The organism is Pararhizobium sp. (genome assembly GCF_965279435.1).
Lineage (GTDB): Bacteria > Pseudomonadota > Alphaproteobacteria > Rhizobiales > Rhizobiaceae > Pararhizobium.
Window position 1 is genome coordinate 572,171 of record NZ_CBDIHY010000003.1, and the last position, 19,441, is coordinate 591,611.

Genomic DNA, 19,441 nt, shown 5'->3' on the forward strand with positions numbered 1-19,441 from the left:
CCGCACTTCACGGCAGGTCACACCCTCACAAATTCAGTCCCACCCCCATTGATATCCCCAACAAGGAGAACACCATGTCGGATGCCCACGGCGTCGCACGCGACCAGCTTCGTTCGTTCATCGAGCGCATCGAGCGGCTGGAAGAAGAAAAGAAGACCATCGCCGATGACATCAAGGATGTGTACGGCGAAGCAAAAGGCACCGGTTTCGACACGAAGATCCTGAAAAAGGTCATCGCGATCCGCAAGCAGGACAAGGACGAGCGTTTGGAACAGGAAGCCATCCTCGACACCTATCTCGCAGCCCTCGGCATGATCGAAGCCCCGGACGCCGAATAAGCCATCTCACGATCGATGCCTGATTCCGATGCGGCATTGGGGGAATTAAGCGACTGCCAAAACTTCCGCCATTCCTGTGCCCGTCACAGGAATCCAGCCAGCCCAAGTCTTTGGGCTGAAAAAGCTTTTTGACCCGACAGACTTCTGGTCACTGGATCCCCGCCACGAAGGCGAGGATGGACGGAGAGTGGGCTGTTCGCTTCCCGAAGCCGTGGTTTCAGGATTTGGCAACAGTCAAAAGGCCGGTCTCGACCGGCCTTTTATCATTCTGCGACGATATCAAAACTGAGCGAAGAGAGCCGCCTCAGGCAGCCGCTTCGCTGCTCTTGTCCCGGAGCGGCAGTTTCCAGCCCGGGCGGATGAAATGGCAGGTATAGCCATTCGGAATGCGCTCCAGGTAATCCTGGTGCTCGGGCTCCGCCTCCCAGAAATCGCTGACAGGTTCCACTTCCGTCACCACTTTGCCCGGCCACAGCCCGGAAGCATCGACATCGGCAATGGTGTCCAGCGCGACCCGCTTCTGCGCGTCGTCGGTGTAGTAGATCGCCGAACGATAGCTAGGACCCGTGTCATTGCCCTGTCGGTTGGCGGTCGACGGATCGTGGATCTGGAAGAAGAACTCCAGCAGATCGCGATAGCTGATCCGCATGGGATCAAAGGTGATCTCGATGGCTTCGGCATGGTTGCCATGGTTGCGATAGGTCGCATTCGCGACGTCGCCGCCGGTATAACCGACCCGTGTCGAGACGACGCCGTCATAACGTCGAATGAGGTCCTGCATACCCCAGAAGCAGCCACCGGCCAATACTGCGCGTTCGATTGTCATCAGATATCCTCCACCTGAGAGAGATAGTCACCATAACCTTCCGGCTCCATCTTGTCGCGCGGGACAAAACGCAGAGAGGCCGAGTTGATACAATAGCGCAGTCCACCACGGTCGCTCGGACCGTCGGTAAACACATGCCCGAGATGGCTGTCACCATGGGCCGAACGAACCTCTATCCTGGTCATGCCATGCGAGACGTCGCGCAGTTCGGCGACATGGGCCGGCTCGATCGGCTTGGTAAAGCTTGGCCAGCCGCAACCGGATTCGTACTTGTCGGAAGACGCAAACAACGGTTCGCCGGAAACGATGTCGACATAGATGCCTGGCTTCTTGTTATCGTTATATTGCCCGGTACCCGGCCGCTCCGTGCCGCTCTCCTGCGTGACGCGATACTGTTCCGGAGACAGTTTCGCAATCGCTTCCGGGGTCTTGCTGTACTTCGGCATTCGCACACTCCTTATCCGTTCAACGGCATCATCTTTTCCGGCCTTCCAGTGCATGCGTATCACGTCGCGCAGAAAACTACAGCGAGAGAGTAAACGCGCGGCCAGCGAAAGAGATGACCGGGATATAGGAAGGCGGATGGGCTTTCGCCACACCCGCAACACCCGTAAATGACATGTGCACTGCCCGGGATCAGCACATTTGCGTGATGCCGGTGGTCAATGCAGCATGGCCGAGAATGCAAAAAGCCCGCTGTCACCAGCGGGCTTGGTCTCGTATTTCACCAACCATATCAGTTGGTGCTGAATTTCTTCACTTCCAGGAAGTTGACGGCGGTACCGCTGAACCGGGCCGTGTCGGCCGCAACGGCTTCGTTCGTGAAGCCGGCCGAATAGACGGTCGTCGGCGAAGCGCGCAGGGCCTTGCTGACAAAGCGCGGTGCCTTGACCGGTTTGGACAGGGTGGCCATCCGGCCATTGGTCAGAGCCCAGGACGAAATGATCTGCTGCGTCAGCTTCGGCTCGGTGCGCACAGAAGAGCGGGTCGCCGCATCGGCCTCCTGCTTCTTCGGGCGCTTGCCCTTGGCCGGCGCTTCGACAGCGCCATCGAAAGCATCGTCAAACACGGCAGCGCGCGCTGCAGCACCCGATTGCGGCACGAAGGCAGCCATTTCCACCGGCTGTTCCTTCTGTGTCGGCTGTGCCAGTGCCACACGCGTCTGCGCCTCGGCTGCGGCTTCCACCGGCTTCTGCGCAAGGGCGATTGCCTGCGGCTGTACCCGCTCAGCAAACGACGGGACGGCAACCTTGGCATCAGCCACGGCCATCAGTGCTTCTTCGCCTGCAGGGCGTGCGCCGGGAACCGGGACAAAGCCAAGCGCCGCAACGTCTTCAGGCAGAACCGCCGCATTCGGGTCGGTCGAGGCCATCAGCGTATCGGTGCTTGCATCGCCGTTCGAGCCACGCTTGCCGAGCATCTGCGGCACTGGAATCTTGTAGGTGGTCAGATCGGCATATTGATTTTCGGTTACAGCGGGTGTTGGCAAAGCTGCAGCCCAGGCCTCCTGCGCGGTTTCCTTGGTCGGTGCGACCAGCGCCGTCTGGATACCGGCGTCGGCATCCCTGAAGGCCGGTCTTACGCCGGGAACCGGAGCAGCGACATTGTTCTGTTGCGCGGCCTGCTGCTGGACGGAATTATCCACGCCCGGAAGCGCCTGTTCTGCCGCAGCCACCTGCGTCTGCGTCTGCGTCACTTTCGCCTTGGCGACCGGCTGCTCGTCAGAGCCTTCGAGATCGGCACTGGCGATCGCGTTTGGTTCTTCATCCTCGTCACCACTGCCGCCGCCGAACAGCATGGCAAACAGGTTGCCCCTGCGCTTGGTGGTATCCTTGTCGCCCGCACCCTTGGTGCCGCCACCGGCCACTTCGATGCCGCTGGCACCGACGCGACGCTTGTAGTCAGCAACAGCCAGTTCATAGCCCGGCAACGGCTTGCCGTCAGCCGGAACATGCAGGGTCTTGCCGTCAGGGAACAGCCGGACGAGTTCGTTGCGGCTCATGCGCGGCCAGGCACGAACGCCGCCGACATCCATGTGCACGAAAGGCGAGCCGGAGGTCGGATAAAACCCGACGCCGCCAACCTGGAACTTCATGCCGATTTCACGCAGGTTCTTCAGCTTGACGTCGGGCAGATAGAAATCCATCGCCTTGCCGAGCATGTGCTGGCTCTTCTGGGCGACGCCCTTGGAGCGCGACCGTAGCATGCCGTTGGTGGCTGGCGAACGATAGGCCGAAACCACGTGGATATAATCGCGCGAGCCGCTCTTCTGATAGACTTCCCAGACGAGGTCGAGAAGACGCGGATCCATCTTCGTCGGCTCGTTGCGGCGCCAGTCGCGCAGGAAGCGGTTGATCTCCTGCAGCCCCTTGGCATCGTAACGGCCATTGCGCTTGAAGGTGATCGACGCCTTTTCCTGGGTGTGAATGAAATAGAGCTTGAGCGTGCGCGTCTGGCCTGCGGCCTCGACGGGCGGCGCAAAGCCAGGCGTGACCATGGACGCAGCGATCAGAAGCGATGCGAGAACACGCGGCACCTTACCGGCAACCGCGGCGCAAAAGCGGGTGATCCCGGAGCCGTTAGGCTTCTTGAATCCGAACAAATTTTGCAAACTCAATCCCCGTCCGACGGACAAAGCGTCCCGTGGCTGCTCAGATGACTGTCAATTGCGGTGACAGCATGGCAAATATGCCACAGTCATCGGTTATCCTTATAATATAGTGAATGGTCCACTAACAAGGTCTAAACGACAACAGACAAATACGACGGATCGTGACGGATCGTTATCCCTGCCTTTACGCGGCCTCGCTGAACGGATCGTCCGGATTGATGCCGTAATCCTTGAGTTTGCGGTACAATGTCGAGCGTCCGATACCGAGCTTGCGCGCCACCTGGCTCATCTGGCCACGGTAGAATTTCAGCGCAAACCGAATCAGCTCCTCTTCCACATCGGCCAGCTTTCGCACATTTCCGCCGTCATCGACGCTGGCAATTGCGTTGTCGGAATGCTGATCCGGCGCTGCGTTGCGCAAGTCGGCCTTCTCGGCAGCGCTGAAATGCGGATAGACCGGTGGTAGATAATTGGCCTCGCTGACCGTTCCCTTTGCCGGCCCGGTTTCCTCCCAGGTAAAACCCGTTTTCTCCGCGACGACATAGCCGGGGATCTGCGTGGCGATCTGCGGAAAATCCTTCACGGTCAATTCGGCACCTTCGGCCAGAACGACGGCCCGGAAGATCGCGTTTTCCAGCTGGCGAATATTGCCCGGCCAGTCATAGGCGGTCAGCAGAGCCATTGCTCCGCTTGATACCGACAGTGGTGAGGCCAGCCGCTGTTCCAGCGCAAACCGTTCGACAAACGTGCGCACCAGAACCGGAATATCTTCCTTGCGCTTGCGCAGTGCCGGCATGGCGATGGGAAACACGTTCAGCCGGTAATAGAGATCTTCCCGGAAGCGGCCTTCGCGCACTTCATTGATCAAGTCCTTGTTGGTCGCCGAAATCAGCCGGACATTGACCTTCTGCGGATGGCGGGCACCGATCGTTTCGATCTCGCCCTGCTGCACCGCGCGCAACAGCTTGACCTGAACCTCGAGCGGCAGGTCGCCGATCTCGTCGAGGAACAGGGTACCGCCGTCAGCATCGGCAAATTTGCCGGCATGTTTTTCCGTGGCACCGGTGAAGGAACCTTTTTCGTGGCCGAAGAGAATGCTCTCGACCAGATTGTGCGGGATGGCGCCGCAATTGACGGTAATGAACGGCTTGCTGGCACGCTCGCTGGCATGCTGGATGGCACGCGCGACCATTTCCTTACCGACGCCGGATTCCCCTTCGAGCACGATCGGAATGTTCGACTGCGCAGCACGGCGCGCAAGATCCAGAACACGGATCATCGCCGGGCTTGCCGAGACGATATCGTCGAAGCTGACGGTGCCACTGCGCGACCGTTTTGGCGCGCGGCTGCTCTTGCTCTCGCGGTGATCCATCTTGAGGGCGTTGGTAATCGCAACGGAAAGCCGCTCGGGCGATACCGGCTTGACGACGAAATCGAAGGCGCCGGCCTGCATGGCCAGAACCACTGTCTCGATGCCGCCCTGCCCCGTCTGCACGATGACCGGCGTATCGATGCCGCGCTCGGCGATTGCTTCGAGAAAACCGTGGCCGTTCATTTCCGGCATCATCAGGTCGAGAAGGATGACACTGATCAGTCCGCGCTTACGCTCCAGCAGTTCCAGACCACTGCGGCCGTTGTCGGCGAGATGGGCGATATGACCGAGACGCTCGATCATGTTCGTCAGCAGCCGGCGCTGGACCGGATCGTCATCGATGACGAGAATTTGGGATGTCATGAAGGCCTCCTGCTTTCCGCGTAGAACCCGATCGCCACATCATGTGCCGTATCGTGAGAAGCATTCCTGTCAGAAAGGCCTGAAAATCCTCTTTTGAGAAATGCTTGCATTTTATCCATTGCCGACGTTAGGTCATGCACCCATATCCGACCCTTGCTTCGCCGCCCGAATCCGGGCTTGCATCGACAAAAAGAGTGACCGCCCATGCCTCATCTTTCTGCCTTTCAGACATCGTCGCGCATCGCCCTGGCCGCATCGTCCGGTGGCGCCCATGCGGCGGAACTTGGCGACCTGCCGTCCTGGAAGCTGGAAGATCTCTACCCCTCGGCAACCTCAGCCGAATATCTCGGCGACCTGGAAAAGGCTGACACGCTCTCCAAGGCCTTCGAGGCCAAATGGAAGGGCAAGCTGGCCCAGGCAGCCACGCTTGCAGGCGACGGCGGCATTGGCGCGGCGGTGCGGGAATATGAAATTCTCGAAGATCTGATGGGCAAGATCGGCTCCTTTGCCGGCCTCACCTATTTCTCCGACACGTCCAATCCGGCCAACGGCAAGCTCTACGGAGATGCCCAGGCCAAGCTCACCGACATGGCAAGCCATCTCCTGTTCTTCGCGCTGGAACTGAACCGGATTGACGACGCCATCATCGATTCAGCGCTGGAAAGCGATGCACTCGCGGCCCATTACAAGCCGTGGCTCGTCGATCTGCGCATGGACAAGCCCTACCAGCTTGACGACAAGATCGAGCAGTTGTTCCTCGAAAAATCCATGACCGGCGCCAGCGCCTTCAACCGGCTGTTCGATGAAACCATGGCGGCGCTGACCTTCGAGGTCGATGGCGAGACACTGCCGCTTGAAGTGACGCTCAGCATGCTGCAGGAAGCCGATCCGGCCGTCCGCAAGAAGGCGGCGCAGGCGCTGACGAAAACCTTCAAGGACAATATCCGCACCTTCACGCTGATCACCAATACGCTCGCCAAGGACAAGGAAATCTCCGATCGCTGGCGCGGCTTTGCCGATATCGCCGACAGCCGCCATCTGGCCAACCGTGTCGAACGCGACGTGGTCGATGCGCTGGCTGCCGCCGTAAAAGATGCCTATCCGCGCCTGTCGCACCGCTATTATGCGATGAAAGCCAAATGGCTCGGCATGGAACAGATGGAATTCTGGGATCGCAACGCGCCGCTGCCGGAATCGCCGACAACGCTGATCCCCTGGAGCGAAGCCAAGGAAACTGTGCTGTCGGCCTATGCTGGCTTCGAGCCTGAAATGGCCGATATTGCCCGCCGTTTCTTCGATGGCGGCTGGATCGACGCACCGGTTCGTCCCGGCAAGGCGCCGGGCGCCTTTGCGCACCCGACCGTACCCTCGGCACACCCTTACGTGCTGGTCAACTATATGGGCAAACCGCGCGACGTGATGACGCTCGCCCACGAACTTGGCCATGGCGTCCATCAGGTTCTGGCCGGTGGCCAGGGCGCGCTGATGGCTTCGACGCCGCTGACGCTGGCCGAAACCGCCTCCGTCTTCGGCGAAATGCTGACGTTCCGCGCCCTGCTCGACAAGACCAAGGACAAGCGCGAACGCAAGGCCATGCTCGCCCAGAAGGTCGAGGACATGATCAACACCGTCGTGCGACAGATCGCCTTCTACGAATTCGAGCGCAAGGTCCACACCGCCCGCAAGAACGGCGAGCTGACCGCCGACGATATCGGCCAGCTCTGGCTGTCGGTGCAGGAGGAAAGCCTCGGCCCGGCCATCCGGATCTCCGAGGGCTACGAGACCTATTGGGCCTATATCCCCCACTTCATCCATTCGCCGTTCTACGTCTACGCCTACGCGTTCGGCGATTGCCTGGTGAACTCGCTCTATGCCGTCTACCAGAAAGCCGAAACCGGCTTCCAGCAGAAGTATTTCGAGCTTCTGAAGGCTGGCGGTACCAAGCATCATTCCGAACTGCTTGCGCCTTTCGGGCTGGACGCCACCGATCCGTCGTTCTGGGCACAGGGCCTGTCGATGCTGGAGGGGCTGATCGACGAGCTCGAGGTGCTTGATAGACAGGCGTAATCCTGGGCGGGAACTGACAATGAGAGTGAGCTTTGCGGATGCCGGCATGGATCCTCGGGTCAAGCCCGAGGATGACAATCTGCGGGCTCGGCTGGCTGCAAAAACGCTTCGACTCTGCGGTCGGCATACCCATTTCCGGCGGCAACTCCATTCTCCGTCATCCTCGGGCTTGACCCGAGGATTCTCGCGAACACAAGCGTGAGCAGCATGACCGAAACCGGCCCCTATGTCCTGTTCCGGGACGACAGCGAAGACAGGACGACTGTTTTCGCCAATTCATCGCGTGTGATCACCGCCCATACAAAAGCGGAGTTCTGGTCCGGCCTGAAGGACATGGAAGCCGCCCACGAGGCCGGGAAATGGCTGGCCGGGTTCATGAGTTACGAAGCGGGCCACCTGTTTGAAAATAAACTCGCCCCCTTCGCCGAGGACAACCGCCGCACGCCGCTGATGTCGTTCGGCGTGTTCGATGGCCCGTCCGAACGCCACGCACTGGCAAAGCCCCAGCACCGCATCGAGAACGAGCCGTTCATCACCGAGCCGCGCGCCAGCTGGAATTTCGACACCTACAAGCAGCGCTTTGACCGGTTGCACCAGCACTTGCGGCAGGGCGATTGTTACCAGGCCAACCTGACCATGCAGATCAACGCCCACTGGAACGGTGATCCGCTGGCCGCTTTCTGGTCGCTGATCGAGCGGCAGCCGGTGAAATACGGTGCACTGGTTTCGCTTGGCGGCCCTATCCTTTTGTCACGCTCGCCCGAACTGTTCTTCCGCGTCGATCAGGATGGCTGGATCGAGACGCATCCGATGAAGGGCACGGCCCGGCGCGGTGCAACGCCCGCGGAAGATCAGGACCTGATCCGCGAAATGCGCGAGGACCCAAAATCCCAGGCCGAAAACCGCATGATCGTCGACCTCTTGCGCAACGACATTTCCCGCATCACCGAAGTCGGCACGCTTGATGTGCCAAAACTGTTCGATATCGAGACCTATCCAACCGTGCATCAGATGGTCAGCCATGTTCGTGCAAAACTGCTGCCCGGTATCGGCATCACCCAGATTTTCGAAGCGCTGTTTCCCTGCGGTTCAGTGACCGGCGCGCCAAAAATGCGGGCGATGGAAATTCTCCACGATCTCGAAGACGGTCCGCGCGACGCCTATTGCGGTTCCATTGGCTTCATCGCACCGGATGGGACGATGCGCTTCAACGTCGCCATCCGCACGCTGTCGCTGTTTCCGGACGGTGAAGCCATCTTCAATGTCGGCGGCGGCATCGTCTTTGATTCCACCGCCGAAGCCGAATATGACGAATGCCTGCTCAAGGCTCGCTTCGCTGTCGGCGACACCTGGATCGACCGATGAGTGATTTCTCGCTGATCGAAACGATGCGATGGGAGCCCGGCACCGGCATCGTCCGCCTGCGGCTGCATCTGGCCCGGCTGAAACGATCGGCTGGACGGCTGGGTTTTGCGGGTGCGGACACGGCAGCGGAAAAGCTGGCCGAAGTGCGCGGGGAAGGTTCACCCCTCCGCGTCCGCCTAACACTCAGCCCCACTGGCGAAATCGTCATCACCACCGCGCCGTTCTCCCCGCTGCCGGAGGATACCGTCTGGCGCGTTGCGATCGCTGCGGTCCGGCTTGATTCCGGCAACAAACTGCTACGCCACAAGACCACCCGCCGCGACATCTACGAGGCAGCTCGCGCCGAATATCCGGCGGCGGAGGCGGATGAAGTCCTGCTCCTCAACGAGAAGAACGAGCCCTGCGAAGGCACGATCACCTCGATCTTTCTCGACGACGGCACCGGCATTTTGAAAACGCCGCCAATCGTCTGCGGCCTGCTTGCCGGCGTGTTGCGGACCGAACTCATTTGCGCGCGCCGCGCCCGAATCCAGCGCCTGACACTGGCCGATCTACAGACCGGCACACTCTATATGGGCAACTCGCTGCGCGGCCTCATCCGCGCCAAACTCTTATCGAGGATCTGACCATGTTCATTCTTTCGCTGAATTACACGGCTGACATGTCCGAGGTAAACCGCCATATCGGCCCACATATGAACTGGGTGAAGGATGGTTATGACAAGGGTCTTTTTCTCGCATCGGGACGGAAGAACCCGCGCACCGGCGGGGTGATTTTCGCACGCGGCACACGGGCTGAAATCGAAACACTCGTGGCAGCAGACCCGTTCACCATCCATGGCGTTGCCGATTACGACATCACCGAAGTCGCGGTCACCCGGACAGCGCCCGGCCTTGAAGCACTGACGCAATAGGTCAGCGCGCGCCAACTGCCATCCGGTCGCGTCCGGAATGCTTGGCATCGTAGAGAGCAGCATCAGCACGCGAATAGATTTCCTTTGCCGTCTCGCCCGGCTGCAAGGCGGCAATGCCCGCCGAGCAGGTATAGGAAAACAGCGGCACCGAGAGCAGCGGACGGGCGGTGCGCACCGTTTCCAGCACCCGGTCGACGATCCATTCGCCTTCGGCAAGCGACGTCTCCGGAAAGATCAGCATGAACTCCTCGCCACCGATGCGCCCGAAACAATCGTGCCGCCGGACGATGGGATGAACGCGCCGGGCGAAGTCCAAGAGGATTTCGTCACCGGTCTGGTGGCCATAGAGATCATTGATGCCCTTGAAGAAATCGATATCCAGAATGGAAATGCAGCCGTTGACGGGGCCTCCCGCAGGCTGGCTGCGGATCATCGCCTCCAGCTGCGCCATCATGTAGCGTCGGTTGGAGATGCCGGTCAGCTCGTCCGTTTGCGATGCCTTCAGCGCAAAGTCGCGATCCTGCCGCAGGGTGCGTTCGTCGGCACGCAAATGGGTGATGTCATTGGCGATGCACAGCATCCAGCCGCTGCGATTGACGGTCTCGGTCATCCAGAGCCAGCGGCCATCAACAAGATCGGTCTCGAACGCCCGGAATGGCACCTTGCCGCGCCGCGACTGTGCGGAGACGACCCAGGCCTCGAAATCCGGCACGCTGATGACGGTGCCATGGCCAAGCGTATGATTACGCCGCATCAGGTCCGGCCAGAGCGGCGTTTCCGTATCATTGAGCGCGAAGGCGGCGCGAAAAGCCCGGTTGGCATAGCGCAGGCGATCCTGTTGATCGTAAAGCGCTATAAAGGCTTCGGTATCATCCCGCAGTGACGCCAGTCTCGCCTGTAGGTCATCCATCGCACTGATTCCGTTTCACCCCAGTCATGGGGCCAACCATATCGTTCACCATGTCAAATTAATGCGGAATGTAAGGCTTCCCCCTGTGAGCAATCCTTATGCTTACTGAAACCTTTCCACATGTCGCAAAGCGAAACAATGCTTGAGCTGCAACCGGTATCGCCGGCCTCCAATGACAAGATGGCCCTTTTGCAAGGGACCCGAATGTTCCAGACCTGAAACGCAAAAGGCCCTGCCAGTTCGCAACCAGCAGGGCCTTTGAGGGGAAAGTGTCTGTTTACTCGGCGGCGGCAGCCGGTTTCAGCACGCCACGGCGGATCTGGTCTGCCTCGATCGATTCGAACAGGGCGCGGAAATTGCCTTCGCCGAACCCTTCGTCGCCCTTGCGCTGGATGAACTCGAAGAAGATCGGCCCGATCACGGTCTTCGAGAAGATCTGCAGCAGAATGCGGGTCATGCCGCCATCGACCACGCCTTCGCCGTCGATCAGGATGCCGTGCTGCTTCATCCGTTCGATCGGTTCATCATGGCCGTTCACGCGGGCATGCGACAGATCGTAATAGGTTTCCGGCGGTCCCGGCATGAATTTCAGGTCGTTGGCCGCCAGCTTGTCGGTGGCTTCATAGATACCGTCCGTGCCAACGGCAATGTGCTGGATGCCCTCGCCCTTGTACTTGCGCAGATATTCCTCGATCTGGCTGGTATCGTCCTTGGACTCGTTGAGCGGAATGCGGATCTTGCCGCAGGCCGAGGTGATCGCCCGGCTGGTGAGACCGGTGATGCGCCCATCGATGTTGAAGAAATGGATCTGCTTGAAGCCGAACAGCTCGCGGTAGAAATCCCACCACGTGTCCATATTGCCGCGATAGACATTGTGGGTGAGGTGATCGAGATAATAGAAGCCGACGCCCTCGGGCTTCGGATCGCGCGCGCCGAGCCATTCGAACTCGGCTTCGTAGGGCGAGCCTTTCTGGCCGTAGATATCGATGAAATAGAGCAGCGAACCGCCGATGCCGACAATGGCGGGAACATCAAGCGCCTTGTCGTTGCCTTCATAGGGCGTCGCACCCTTGGAAACGGCATGATCGAATGCGTGTTTTGCGTCGGAGACACGCCAGGCCATCGACGGCGCACAAGGACCGTGATCCTCGACGAAGCGCATGGCGTGGCTGCCGGGCTCGGCATTCAGAATGTAATTGATATCGCCCTGACGCCAGACGCTGATATCCTTGGACCGATGCTTGGCAACGCAGGAATAGCCCATGCGGGTGAAGAGCTCACGCAGCTTTTCCGGCTCGGGATGGGCGAATTCGACGAATTCGAACCCATCGGTACCGGCGGGGTTTTCGGTGGTGATGCCGGTCGGTGCCGTATCATGCGGGAAGGGGCCCATCGTTCTCTCCTCTGAACGTCATAATTTCAGGCCATGATGACGGAAACTCCGTGCATTGTGCTTGCATTCTTGCGCGGTTTGGCAAAATCTACGCACGGATCATGCGAAATTTGGAGGATTGACGCACAAATGGAACAGCTCGACGGATATGACCTGAAAATCCTTTCCGAACTGCAATGTGATGGGCGGCTGACCAACAACGAACTGTCGGAACGGATCGCGCTTTCGCCCTCGCAATGTTCCCGGCGGCGAGCACGGCTGGAGACTGAAGGCTTCATCCAGACCTACCGGGCGATGCTGGATCGCGGCCGGCTGGGGCTTGATCTGATGGTGGTCATTGCCGTCACGCTTGCCACCCATAACCGCGACAATTCCAAGCGCTTTGCCGCACTGATCGCCGATCTGCCGGAGGTCTTGGAATGTTACGCCCTGACCGGCGAGATGGATTATCATCTTAAAGTCGTGACACCGGATCTGGCCGGGCTTGCCCATTTCGTCAACGAAGTCCTTCTGCCGCATGACAGCGTGCAGCATGTGAAAACATCGATCGTGCTCGCAACCCTCAAAGACTTTGAAGGACTGCCGGTGCGCCAGCGCGGCAGGCTCTAACGCAGCTTCTTCGCCATGGCCGTTTCGACGGCGGTCAGCCCCGATGAAAGGGCCTGCAAACCCTCCTTTCCCAACAGTTCGGACAGTTCAGCCGAATAGTCGCGCGCCAGTCGCGTCAGGTCCCGGTATGCCTTTGCTCCGGCTGACGTCAGCTCAAGATGCTCGGCACGGCGGTCATCCTCATCCTGCGTCCGCTTCAGCCAGCGGCGCTCCTCCAGCGCAAACACGGCGCGGCTGACCTTGGTCTTGTGCATGGTGGAATGGGTGCCGACCTCCGTCGCCGTCATCCGGCCCGAACTGCCGAGAGCCGCCAGCGTGCGCCATTCCGGCCGCGTCAGCCCGTATTCCGCCTTGTAGGCGGCGGCAAAGCGCAGGGCGATGAATTCCGCCGCGCGATTGAGGCGGAACGGCAGGAACTGTTCGAGATCGAAATCACCAATGACATCGCCAGTGCTCATGGCTTCCTTGATAGTTACAAAATAGACAGTTACATTTGTAACCATATATGTGAAGGAGGATCAAGCCATGCTGGAAAAAACCCGGACGGCCACCGTCGATGCGCTGGCCAACAGCCCGCAATATATGCCGGGCTTCGGCAATGACTTCGAAACGGAATCCCTTCCCGGCGCGCTGCCGCAGGGCCAGAACAGCCCGCAGAAATGCAATTACGGCCTTTATGCCGAGCAGCTGTCCGGTTCGCCCTTCACCGCGCCACGCGGCACCAACGAACGCTCCTGGCTCTACCGCATCCGCCCGAGCGTGCGCCACACGCGGCGTTTTTCCAATGCCAGCTACCCCTTCTGGAAATCGGCACCGTGCCTCGACGATCATTCGCTGCCGCTCGGTCAATTACGCTGGAACCCGATCCCGGAACCGGCCGAAAAGCTCGATTTTCTCTCTGGCATCCGCACCATGACGGCCGCTGGCGATATCATGACCCAGGTCGGCATGGCCGCCCATGCCTATATCTTCAACGACGACATGATCGACGACTATTTCTTCAATGCCGATGGCGAACTGCTGGTGGTGCCACAGCTCGGCACCATCCGCGTGTTCACCGAAATGGGCATCATGGATGTCGAACCGTCCGAGATCTGCCTTATCCCGCGCGGCATGATGTTCAAGGTCTCGCGGCTTGGCGAAGGCTCCGCATGGCGGGGGTATATCTGCGAGAATTATGGCGCCAAGTTCACCCTGCCGGATCGCGGCCCGATCGGTGCCAATTGCCTTGCCAATCCGCGCGACTTCAAGACGCCCGTCGCAGCCTATGAGGACAAGGAATCGCCCTGCCGTGTGCACGTGAAATGGTGCGGCAAGTTCTACGTCACCGAAATCGGCCATTCGCCGCTCGATGTCGTCGCCTGGCACGGCAACTATGCGCCGTTCAAATACGACTTGCGCACCTTCTCGCCGGTCGGCGCTATCCTGTTCGATCATCCCGATCCGTCGATCTTCACGGTGCTCACGGCACCGACGGAAGAGGCAGGCACCGCAAACGTCGATTTCGTCATCTTCCCGCCGCGCTGGCTGGTGGCCGAGCACACCTTCCGCCCGCCATGGTATCACCGCAATATCATGAGCGAATTCATGGGCCTGATCCACGGCCAATATGACGCCAAGGAAGAGGGCTTCGTGCCTGGCGGCATGAGCCTGCACAACATGATGCTGCCGCACGGACCGGACGCGCCGGGCTTCGAGAAAGCCTCCAACACCGAACTCAAGCCGGTGAAGCTCGACCATACGATGGCCTTCATGTTCGAGACCCGCTACCCGCAGCAACTGACCCGCTACGCCGCCGAACTCGAAACGCTGCAGGACAATTATCTCGAATGCTGGGACGGGCTCGAGCGCAAGTTCGACGGCACGCCCGGGATCAAGTGAGGTGATTTTTCGAGAGGTAATGGCCCCTCATCCGCCCTGTCGGGCACCTTCTCCCCGTCGTTACGGGGAGAAGGAACCTGCGGCAGCCTCTGTCATCCCCTCTCCCCGCCTGCGGGGAGAGGGCTAGGGTGAGGGGCAAACGCAGCAAAGAAACATGCCTGTTATCGACTGAGAATAAACAACGAAAGCCAAAATCATGAAGCTCGCCACCCTCAAGGATTCCACCCGCGACGGCCGTCTGGTTGTCGTCTCGCGTGATTTGACCCGCTGTTCCGAGGTCGGCCATATCGCCCGCACGCTGCAGGCGGCGCTGGATGATTGGGCCTATGTCGGCCCGCGCCTCGACGAGGTGGCGGAAGGGTTGGAAACCGGCGCGCAACCCTCCATACGCTTTCACGAAAGCGAGGCCGCCTCCCCCCTGCCACGCGCCTATCAGTGGGCGGATGGTTCGGCCTATATCAATCACGTCGAACTGGTCCGCAAAGCCCGCAACGCCGAAATGCCGGCCACGTTCTGGACCGAGCCCTTGATGTACCAGGGTGGCTCGGATGCTTTCCTTAATCCCCGCGACCCGATCGTCATGGCGGACGAGGCCTATGGCATCGATATGGAAGCCGAGATCGCCGTTATCGTCGATGATGTGCCGATGGGAGCAACACCAGAGGACGCACGGGCGGCAATCCGCCTGATCATGCTGGTCAACGACGTCTCCCTGCGCGGACTGATCCCGGCAGAACTCGCCAAGGGTTTTGGGTTCTTCCAGTCCAAGCCGTCTTCCGCCTTCTCACCTGTCACGGTGACACCGGAGGAACTCGGCGACGCCTGGGATGGCGGCAAGCTGCACCTGCCGCTGCTCGTCGAGCTCAACGGAAAACCGTTCGGCCGCGCCAATGCCGGCATCGACATGACCTTCGATTTCGGCCAGCTCATTGCCCATGCGGCGAAAACCCGGCCGCTCTCGGCCGGCACGATCATCGGCTCGGGCACCGTCTCCAACAAGCTCGACGGCGGCCCCGGCAAGCCGGTCTCGCAAGGCGGCGTCGGTTATTCCTGCATCGCCGAAATCCGCACCATCGAAACCATCGAGAAGGGCGCACCCACCACGCCGTTCATGCATTTTGGCGATACTGTCCGCATCGAGATGAGGGACAGAACAGGACATTCGATCTTCGGCGCGATCGAGCAGACTGTCACGAAATATGAAAGAGTTTGAGGCGGGTTCGATGAGTGACACGGTTCTGTTCGACTACTGGCGCTCCTCGGCCAGCTACCGGGTGCGGATCGCGCTCAACATGCTGGCGATCCCCTATAGTTCGGTGCCTGTCGATCTTTTGCGCGGAGAGCATAAGCAAGCGGCTCACCTCGCCCGAAATCCGCAGGGTCTGGTTCCAGCGCTGCAGATCGATGGTCACATGCTGACGCAATCTCTCGCCATCATAGAATATCTGGCGGAAACGCGGCCGGGCACCACGCTCCTGCCCGCCAATCCGCTCGGGCGTCAACGTGTTAGGATGCTGTCCTATGCAATCGCCATGGACATCCACCCGTGCTGCAATCTCGGCGTCGTCGCCTATGTCATGCAGCAGTCCAGCGACCCGGAGGCGGCGCGCGCGGCCTGGATGCGCAAATTCATCGGCGAAGGTCTTCAAGCCTTCGAGCGCCTGCTCGACAATCCGGCAACCGGCGACTTTTGTCATGGGGACACGCCGAGCATGGCCGATCTCTGCCTCGTACCGCAAATATACAATGCCCGGCGCTGGGCCGTCGATCTCTCCGCCTGCCCGAAAACGGTGGCGATTGCCGACAGATGTACCGCGCTCCCAGCCTTTGTCGCAGCCCATCCGGATCAGGCCGCACCAAAATAGCTTAACGCCCGTCCGGTTGCTTTTCGACGGAGACTGTTTTTGCCATAAGGATCGCCTCGGCCGATACCGGCCGCTTCGGCAACAGGGTGCGGGTTTCATCATGGATCAGGACTTTATCATCGACGGCCCGGCTGATGCGGCCATCACCATCCTACTCGCCCATGGCGCCGGCGCGCCGATGGATTCAGCCTCGATGAATGCCGCCACAGCAGCGCTTGTCACTGAGGGGTTTCGCGTCGCTCGCTTCGAATTCGGCTACATGGCCGCCCGCCGCACATCGGAAAGCCGCAAACCACCGCCGAAGGCTGAGAAACTAATCCCGGAGTACATGGCAGCCGTCGCACTGCTCGGCGTCAACGGGCCACTGATCATCGGCGGCAAGTCGATGGGCGGCCGCGTTGCTAGCATAGTGGCCGATGATCTTTTGTCGCAGGGGGCGGTCGCCGGCCTGCTCTGCCTCGGCTATCCGTTCCATCCACCGGGCAAGCCCGAAAACCTGCGCACGCACCATCTCGCAGAACTGAAAACGCCGACGCTGATCTGCCAGGGAACCCGCGACGAATTCGGAACGCGCGAGGAGGTTGCAGGCTATGTGCTATCCGGCAACATCCGCATTCTCTGGCTGGAAGACGGTGATCACGACCTGAAGCCGCGCAAGACGATCTCTGGCTTCTCGGCTGCCGACCACCTGAAGACGATGGCCGGGACAGTGAAGACCTGGTCGCAGGAAATAACGCCGACGGCCTGAGAACGGCCTCCCCCGCCACCCACAAACCTGTCATCGGCCGCATGCTACAAACCAGCCGAGTTGCCGTGCCGCCCTTTATTGTGACAGAAATCTATGCTCTAGGGCCTTTCAACCAGAGGGCAGGCACGGTATGCCCTCCATATCCAGACGAACCCGTCCGCAGGAGATTAAGCGAAATGGCAGAAACAACCTACCCGATTCACGGCGAAATCACCGGTCCGATCGTGATGATCGGCTTTGGCTCCATCGGCCGCGGCACCCTGCCCCTGATCGAGCGCCACTTCAAATTCGACAAGAGCCGGATGGTTGTCATCGACCCGCGCGAAGACGCAGGCGACATGGAGATCCTTGCCAAGCATGGCGTTCGCCATATCAAGGAATATGTCACCAAGGACAACTACAAGGACCTCCTGAAGCCGCTTCTCACCGAAGGCGGCGGCCAGGGCTTCTGCGTCAACCTGTCGGTCGATACCGGTTCGGTTGACCTGATGAAGCTCTGCCGCAAGCTCGACGTGCTCTACATCGACACGGTTATCGAGCCTTGGCTCGGCTTCTACTTCGACAAGAACATGAAGAATGCCGACCGCACCAACTATGCGCTGCGCGAAACGCTGCGCAAGGAAAAGGCCAAGAACCCGGGCGGCGCAACCGCCGTATCCACCTGCGGTGCAAACCCGGGCATGGTCTCCTGGTTCGTCAAGCAGGCGCTGGTGAACCTTGCCAACGATCTCGACATCAAGTTCGAAGAGCCGGACCAGCATGACCGCGAAGGCTGGGCCAAGCTGATGAAGAAGACCGGCGTCAAGGGTATCCACATCGCCGAACGCGATACACAGCTGACCAAAAACCCGAAGCCGCTCAACGTCTTCTGGAACACCTGGTCGGTCGAAGGCTTCATTTCCGAAGGCCTGCAGCCTGCCGAACTTGGCTGGGGCACCCACGAAAACTGGATGCCGAAGAACGCCAAGAAGCACAAGAAGGGCAATAAGGCCGCCATCTACCTGGAACAGCCGGGCGCCAACACCCGCGTGCGCACCTGGTGCCCGACGCCGGGCCCGCAGTATGGCTTCCTCGTCACCCACAATGAATCGATCTCCATCGCCGACTATTTCACGGTGAAGGACAAGGACGGCGACGTCACGTTCCGCCCGACCTGCCATTACGCTTACCATCCGGCCAATGACGCCGTGCTGTCGCTGCACGAAATGTTCGGCAATGGCGGAAATGCGCAGCCGGTTCATCACGTTCTCGACGAGCACGAACTGGTCGAGGGCATCGATGAACTCGGTGTCCTGCTCTATGGTCACGACAAGAACGCCTACTGGTTCGGCTCGCGCCTGTCGCTGGAAGAAACCCGCCGCATCGCGCCGTACCAGAACGCCACCGGTCTGCAGGTGACGTCGGCGGTTCTCTCCGGCATGGTCTGGGCTCTTGAAAACCCGACCGCCGGCATCGTCGAAGCCGACGAGATCGACTACAAGCGTTGCCTGGAAGTACAGACGCCGTATCTCGGCCCGGTTGAAGGCCATTACACCGACTGGACCCCGCTCGACGGCCGTCCGGGCCTGTTCCCGGAAGATCTCGACACCAAGGATCCGTGGCAGTTCAAGAACATCCTCGTTCGCTGAACCGACTGATTACGCTTCAATATTGAACGCCCGGGGAACGATCTCCGGGCGTTTTTCGTTGTAGATCGAATTATACCTGCCGTGCTCACGCCTCACTCTTGCTTTCAACTCCTGATCACGGCATGGTTTTTTCAATCGAAAGACAGCTTTCCGCGCAGCCTCCGGGAGACCCATATGAAGCCGATCGCCATCCTGACAGTTCTGTCCGCCGCAGCTCTGGCCTCCTGCCAGGGCGGAGGACAAGTGCGGGAACTGCCGCAAAACCGCCAGATGGCGCCTGTTGGCGTCCAGGGCGCATGGGTCGACCCGAACGGCATCGTCTCGACGTTCTCGGCTGGCACGTTCACCACCCGCACAACCGATACCAATCAGGTTCTGGCCTCCGGAAACTACATCAACCTGTCGCCGAAACTGGTCGAGATCAACATGACGTCGATGGTCCGCAACACCCAGTCAAAGGTCAATTGCGCCATGGTGACGACGTCACAGCTCAACTGCACGACAGATTCCGGCGCGCAGTTCTCGCTGTCCCGCAAGATCTGACCCTGCATC

19 protein-coding genes are annotated in these 19,441 nt (G+C 60.0%); 12 read left to right on the plus strand and 7 right to left on the minus strand.

The genetic code is table 11. The features are described from left to right. Positions 1–74: 74 nt before the first annotated feature. Positions 75–338, plus strand: a complete 264-nt coding sequence (locus ACQY8Q_RS08515) for a DUF2312 domain-containing protein (RefSeq protein ID WP_428426191.1) — start codon at positions 75–77, stop codon at positions 336–338. Positions 339–642: 304 nt separating this feature from the next. Here the strand turns inward: ACQY8Q_RS08515 and msrA are convergent, their stop codons facing one another. The 4 genes from msrA to ACQY8Q_RS08535 all read right to left on the minus strand — a co-directional run bounded on the left by msrA (position 643) and on the right by ACQY8Q_RS08535 (position 5,510). Beyond that, positions 643–1,164 (minus strand): peptide-methionine (S)-S-oxide reductase MsrA, encoded by a 522-nt coding sequence (gene msrA / locus ACQY8Q_RS08520; RefSeq protein ID WP_428426192.1) that lies wholly within the window; start codon positions 1,162–1,164, stop codon positions 643–645. Continuing rightward, entirely contained in the window at positions 1,164–1,610 is a 447-nt protein-coding gene (gene msrB, locus ACQY8Q_RS08525) for a peptide-methionine (R)-S-oxide reductase MsrB (protein ID WP_428426193.1), read from the minus strand. Before msrB ends, msrA begins: the two co-directional genes overlap by 1 nt. 290 nt (positions 1,611–1,900) lie before the next feature. Beyond that, the gene (locus ACQY8Q_RS08530; protein WP_428426194.1) at positions 1,901–3,775 is read right to left on the minus strand and encodes a DUF882 domain-containing protein; all 1,875 of its coding nucleotides are present in this window, start codon (positions 3,773–3,775) and stop codon (positions 1,901–1,903) included. Between the two features lie 184 nt (positions 3,776–3,959). Then, entirely contained in the window at positions 3,960–5,510 is a 1,551-nt protein-coding gene (locus tag ACQY8Q_RS08535) for a sigma-54-dependent transcriptional regulator (protein ID WP_428426195.1), read from the minus strand. A gap of 204 nt (positions 5,511–5,714) precedes the next feature. Here ACQY8Q_RS08535 and ACQY8Q_RS08540 point away from each other — a divergent pair, with 204 nt between their 5' ends. From ACQY8Q_RS08540 to ACQY8Q_RS08555, 4 genes are all read left to right on the plus strand, one after another. Further along, complete coding sequence (locus tag ACQY8Q_RS08540; RefSeq protein ID WP_428426196.1) at positions 5,715–7,577, plus strand: M3 family oligoendopeptidase; 1,863 nt, start codon at positions 5,715–5,717, stop codon at positions 7,575–7,577. Between the two features lie 207 nt (positions 7,578–7,784). Further along, complete coding sequence (locus ACQY8Q_RS08545; RefSeq protein WP_428429715.1) at positions 7,785–8,942, plus strand: aminodeoxychorismate synthase component I; 1,158 nt, start codon at positions 7,785–7,787, stop codon at positions 8,940–8,942. After that, the gene (locus ACQY8Q_RS08550; protein WP_428426197.1) at positions 8,939–9,568 is read left to right on the plus strand and encodes an aminotransferase class IV family protein; all 630 of its coding nucleotides are present in this window, start codon (positions 8,939–8,941) and stop codon (positions 9,566–9,568) included. Before ACQY8Q_RS08545 ends, ACQY8Q_RS08550 begins: the two co-directional genes overlap by 4 nt. Positions 9,569–9,570: 2 nt before the next feature. After that, positions 9,571–9,855 (plus strand): YciI family protein, encoded by a 285-nt coding sequence (locus ACQY8Q_RS08555; protein ID WP_428426198.1) that lies wholly within the window; start codon positions 9,571–9,573, stop codon positions 9,853–9,855. A gap of 1 nt (position 9,856) precedes the next feature. On the opposite strand, the gene ACQY8Q_RS08560 is transcribed toward ACQY8Q_RS08555, so the two are convergent. Together ACQY8Q_RS08560 and hppD are read right to left on the minus strand one after the other, a co-directional pair. Further along, complete coding sequence (locus ACQY8Q_RS08560; RefSeq protein WP_428426199.1) at positions 9,857–10,765, minus strand: GGDEF domain-containing protein; 909 nt, start codon at positions 10,763–10,765, stop codon at positions 9,857–9,859. Positions 10,766–11,042: 277 nt separating this feature from the next. After that, positions 11,043–12,158 carry a 4-hydroxyphenylpyruvate dioxygenase gene (gene hppD, locus ACQY8Q_RS08565; RefSeq protein ID WP_428426200.1) on the minus strand — a complete coding sequence of 372 codons (1,116 nt, stop codon included), beginning with the start codon at positions 12,156–12,158 and terminating at the stop codon, positions 11,043–11,045. A 129-nt stretch (positions 12,159–12,287) separates the two neighbouring features. Between hppD and ACQY8Q_RS08570 the strand changes: the two genes are divergently transcribed. Beyond that, positions 12,288–12,767 (plus strand): Lrp/AsnC family transcriptional regulator, encoded by a 480-nt coding sequence (locus ACQY8Q_RS08570; protein WP_428426201.1) that lies wholly within the window; start codon positions 12,288–12,290, stop codon positions 12,765–12,767. Here ACQY8Q_RS08570 and ACQY8Q_RS08575 read toward each other — a convergent pair. Then, positions 12,764–13,225 (minus strand): MarR family winged helix-turn-helix transcriptional regulator, encoded by a 462-nt coding sequence (locus tag ACQY8Q_RS08575; RefSeq protein ID WP_428426202.1) that lies wholly within the window; start codon positions 13,223–13,225, stop codon positions 12,764–12,766. The two genes, ACQY8Q_RS08570 and ACQY8Q_RS08575, sit on opposite strands and share 4 nt — an antisense overlap. A 67-nt stretch (positions 13,226–13,292) precedes the next feature. On the opposite strand from ACQY8Q_RS08575, the gene hmgA reads away from it, so the two are divergent. The 6 genes from hmgA to omp10 all read left to right on the plus strand — a co-directional run bounded on the left by hmgA (position 13,293) and on the right by omp10 (position 19,432). Next, positions 13,293–14,648: a homogentisate 1,2-dioxygenase gene (gene hmgA / locus ACQY8Q_RS08580; protein WP_428426203.1), complete on the plus strand. Its 1,356-nt coding sequence runs from the start codon at positions 13,293–13,295 to the stop codon at positions 14,646–14,648. A 196-nt stretch (positions 14,649–14,844) separates the two neighbouring features. Continuing rightward, the gene (locus ACQY8Q_RS08585) at positions 14,845–15,861 is read left to right on the plus strand and encodes a fumarylacetoacetate hydrolase family protein (RefSeq protein WP_428426204.1); all 1,017 of its coding nucleotides are present in this window, start codon (positions 14,845–14,847) and stop codon (positions 15,859–15,861) included. A 10-nt stretch (positions 15,862–15,871) separates the two neighbouring features. Next, complete coding sequence (gene maiA, locus ACQY8Q_RS08590; RefSeq protein WP_428426205.1) at positions 15,872–16,513, plus strand: maleylacetoacetate isomerase; 642 nt, start codon at positions 15,872–15,874, stop codon at positions 16,511–16,513. Positions 16,514–16,613: 100 nt separating this feature from the next. Next, positions 16,614–17,261, plus strand: coding sequence for an alpha/beta family hydrolase (locus ACQY8Q_RS08595; RefSeq protein ID WP_428426206.1), 648 nt, complete (start codon positions 16,614–16,616; stop codon positions 17,259–17,261). Positions 17,262–17,437: 176 nt separating this feature from the next. Beyond that, positions 17,438–18,889, plus strand: a complete 1,452-nt coding sequence (locus ACQY8Q_RS08600) for a homospermidine synthase (RefSeq protein ID WP_428426207.1) — start codon at positions 17,438–17,440, stop codon at positions 18,887–18,889. Positions 18,890–19,063: 174 nt separating this feature from the next. After that, a complete protein-coding gene (gene omp10 / locus ACQY8Q_RS08605; protein ID WP_428426208.1) occupies positions 19,064–19,432 on the plus strand; it encodes an outer membrane lipoprotein Omp10 in 369 nt (122 codons plus the stop codon). Positions 19,433–19,441 lie beyond the last annotated feature (9 nt).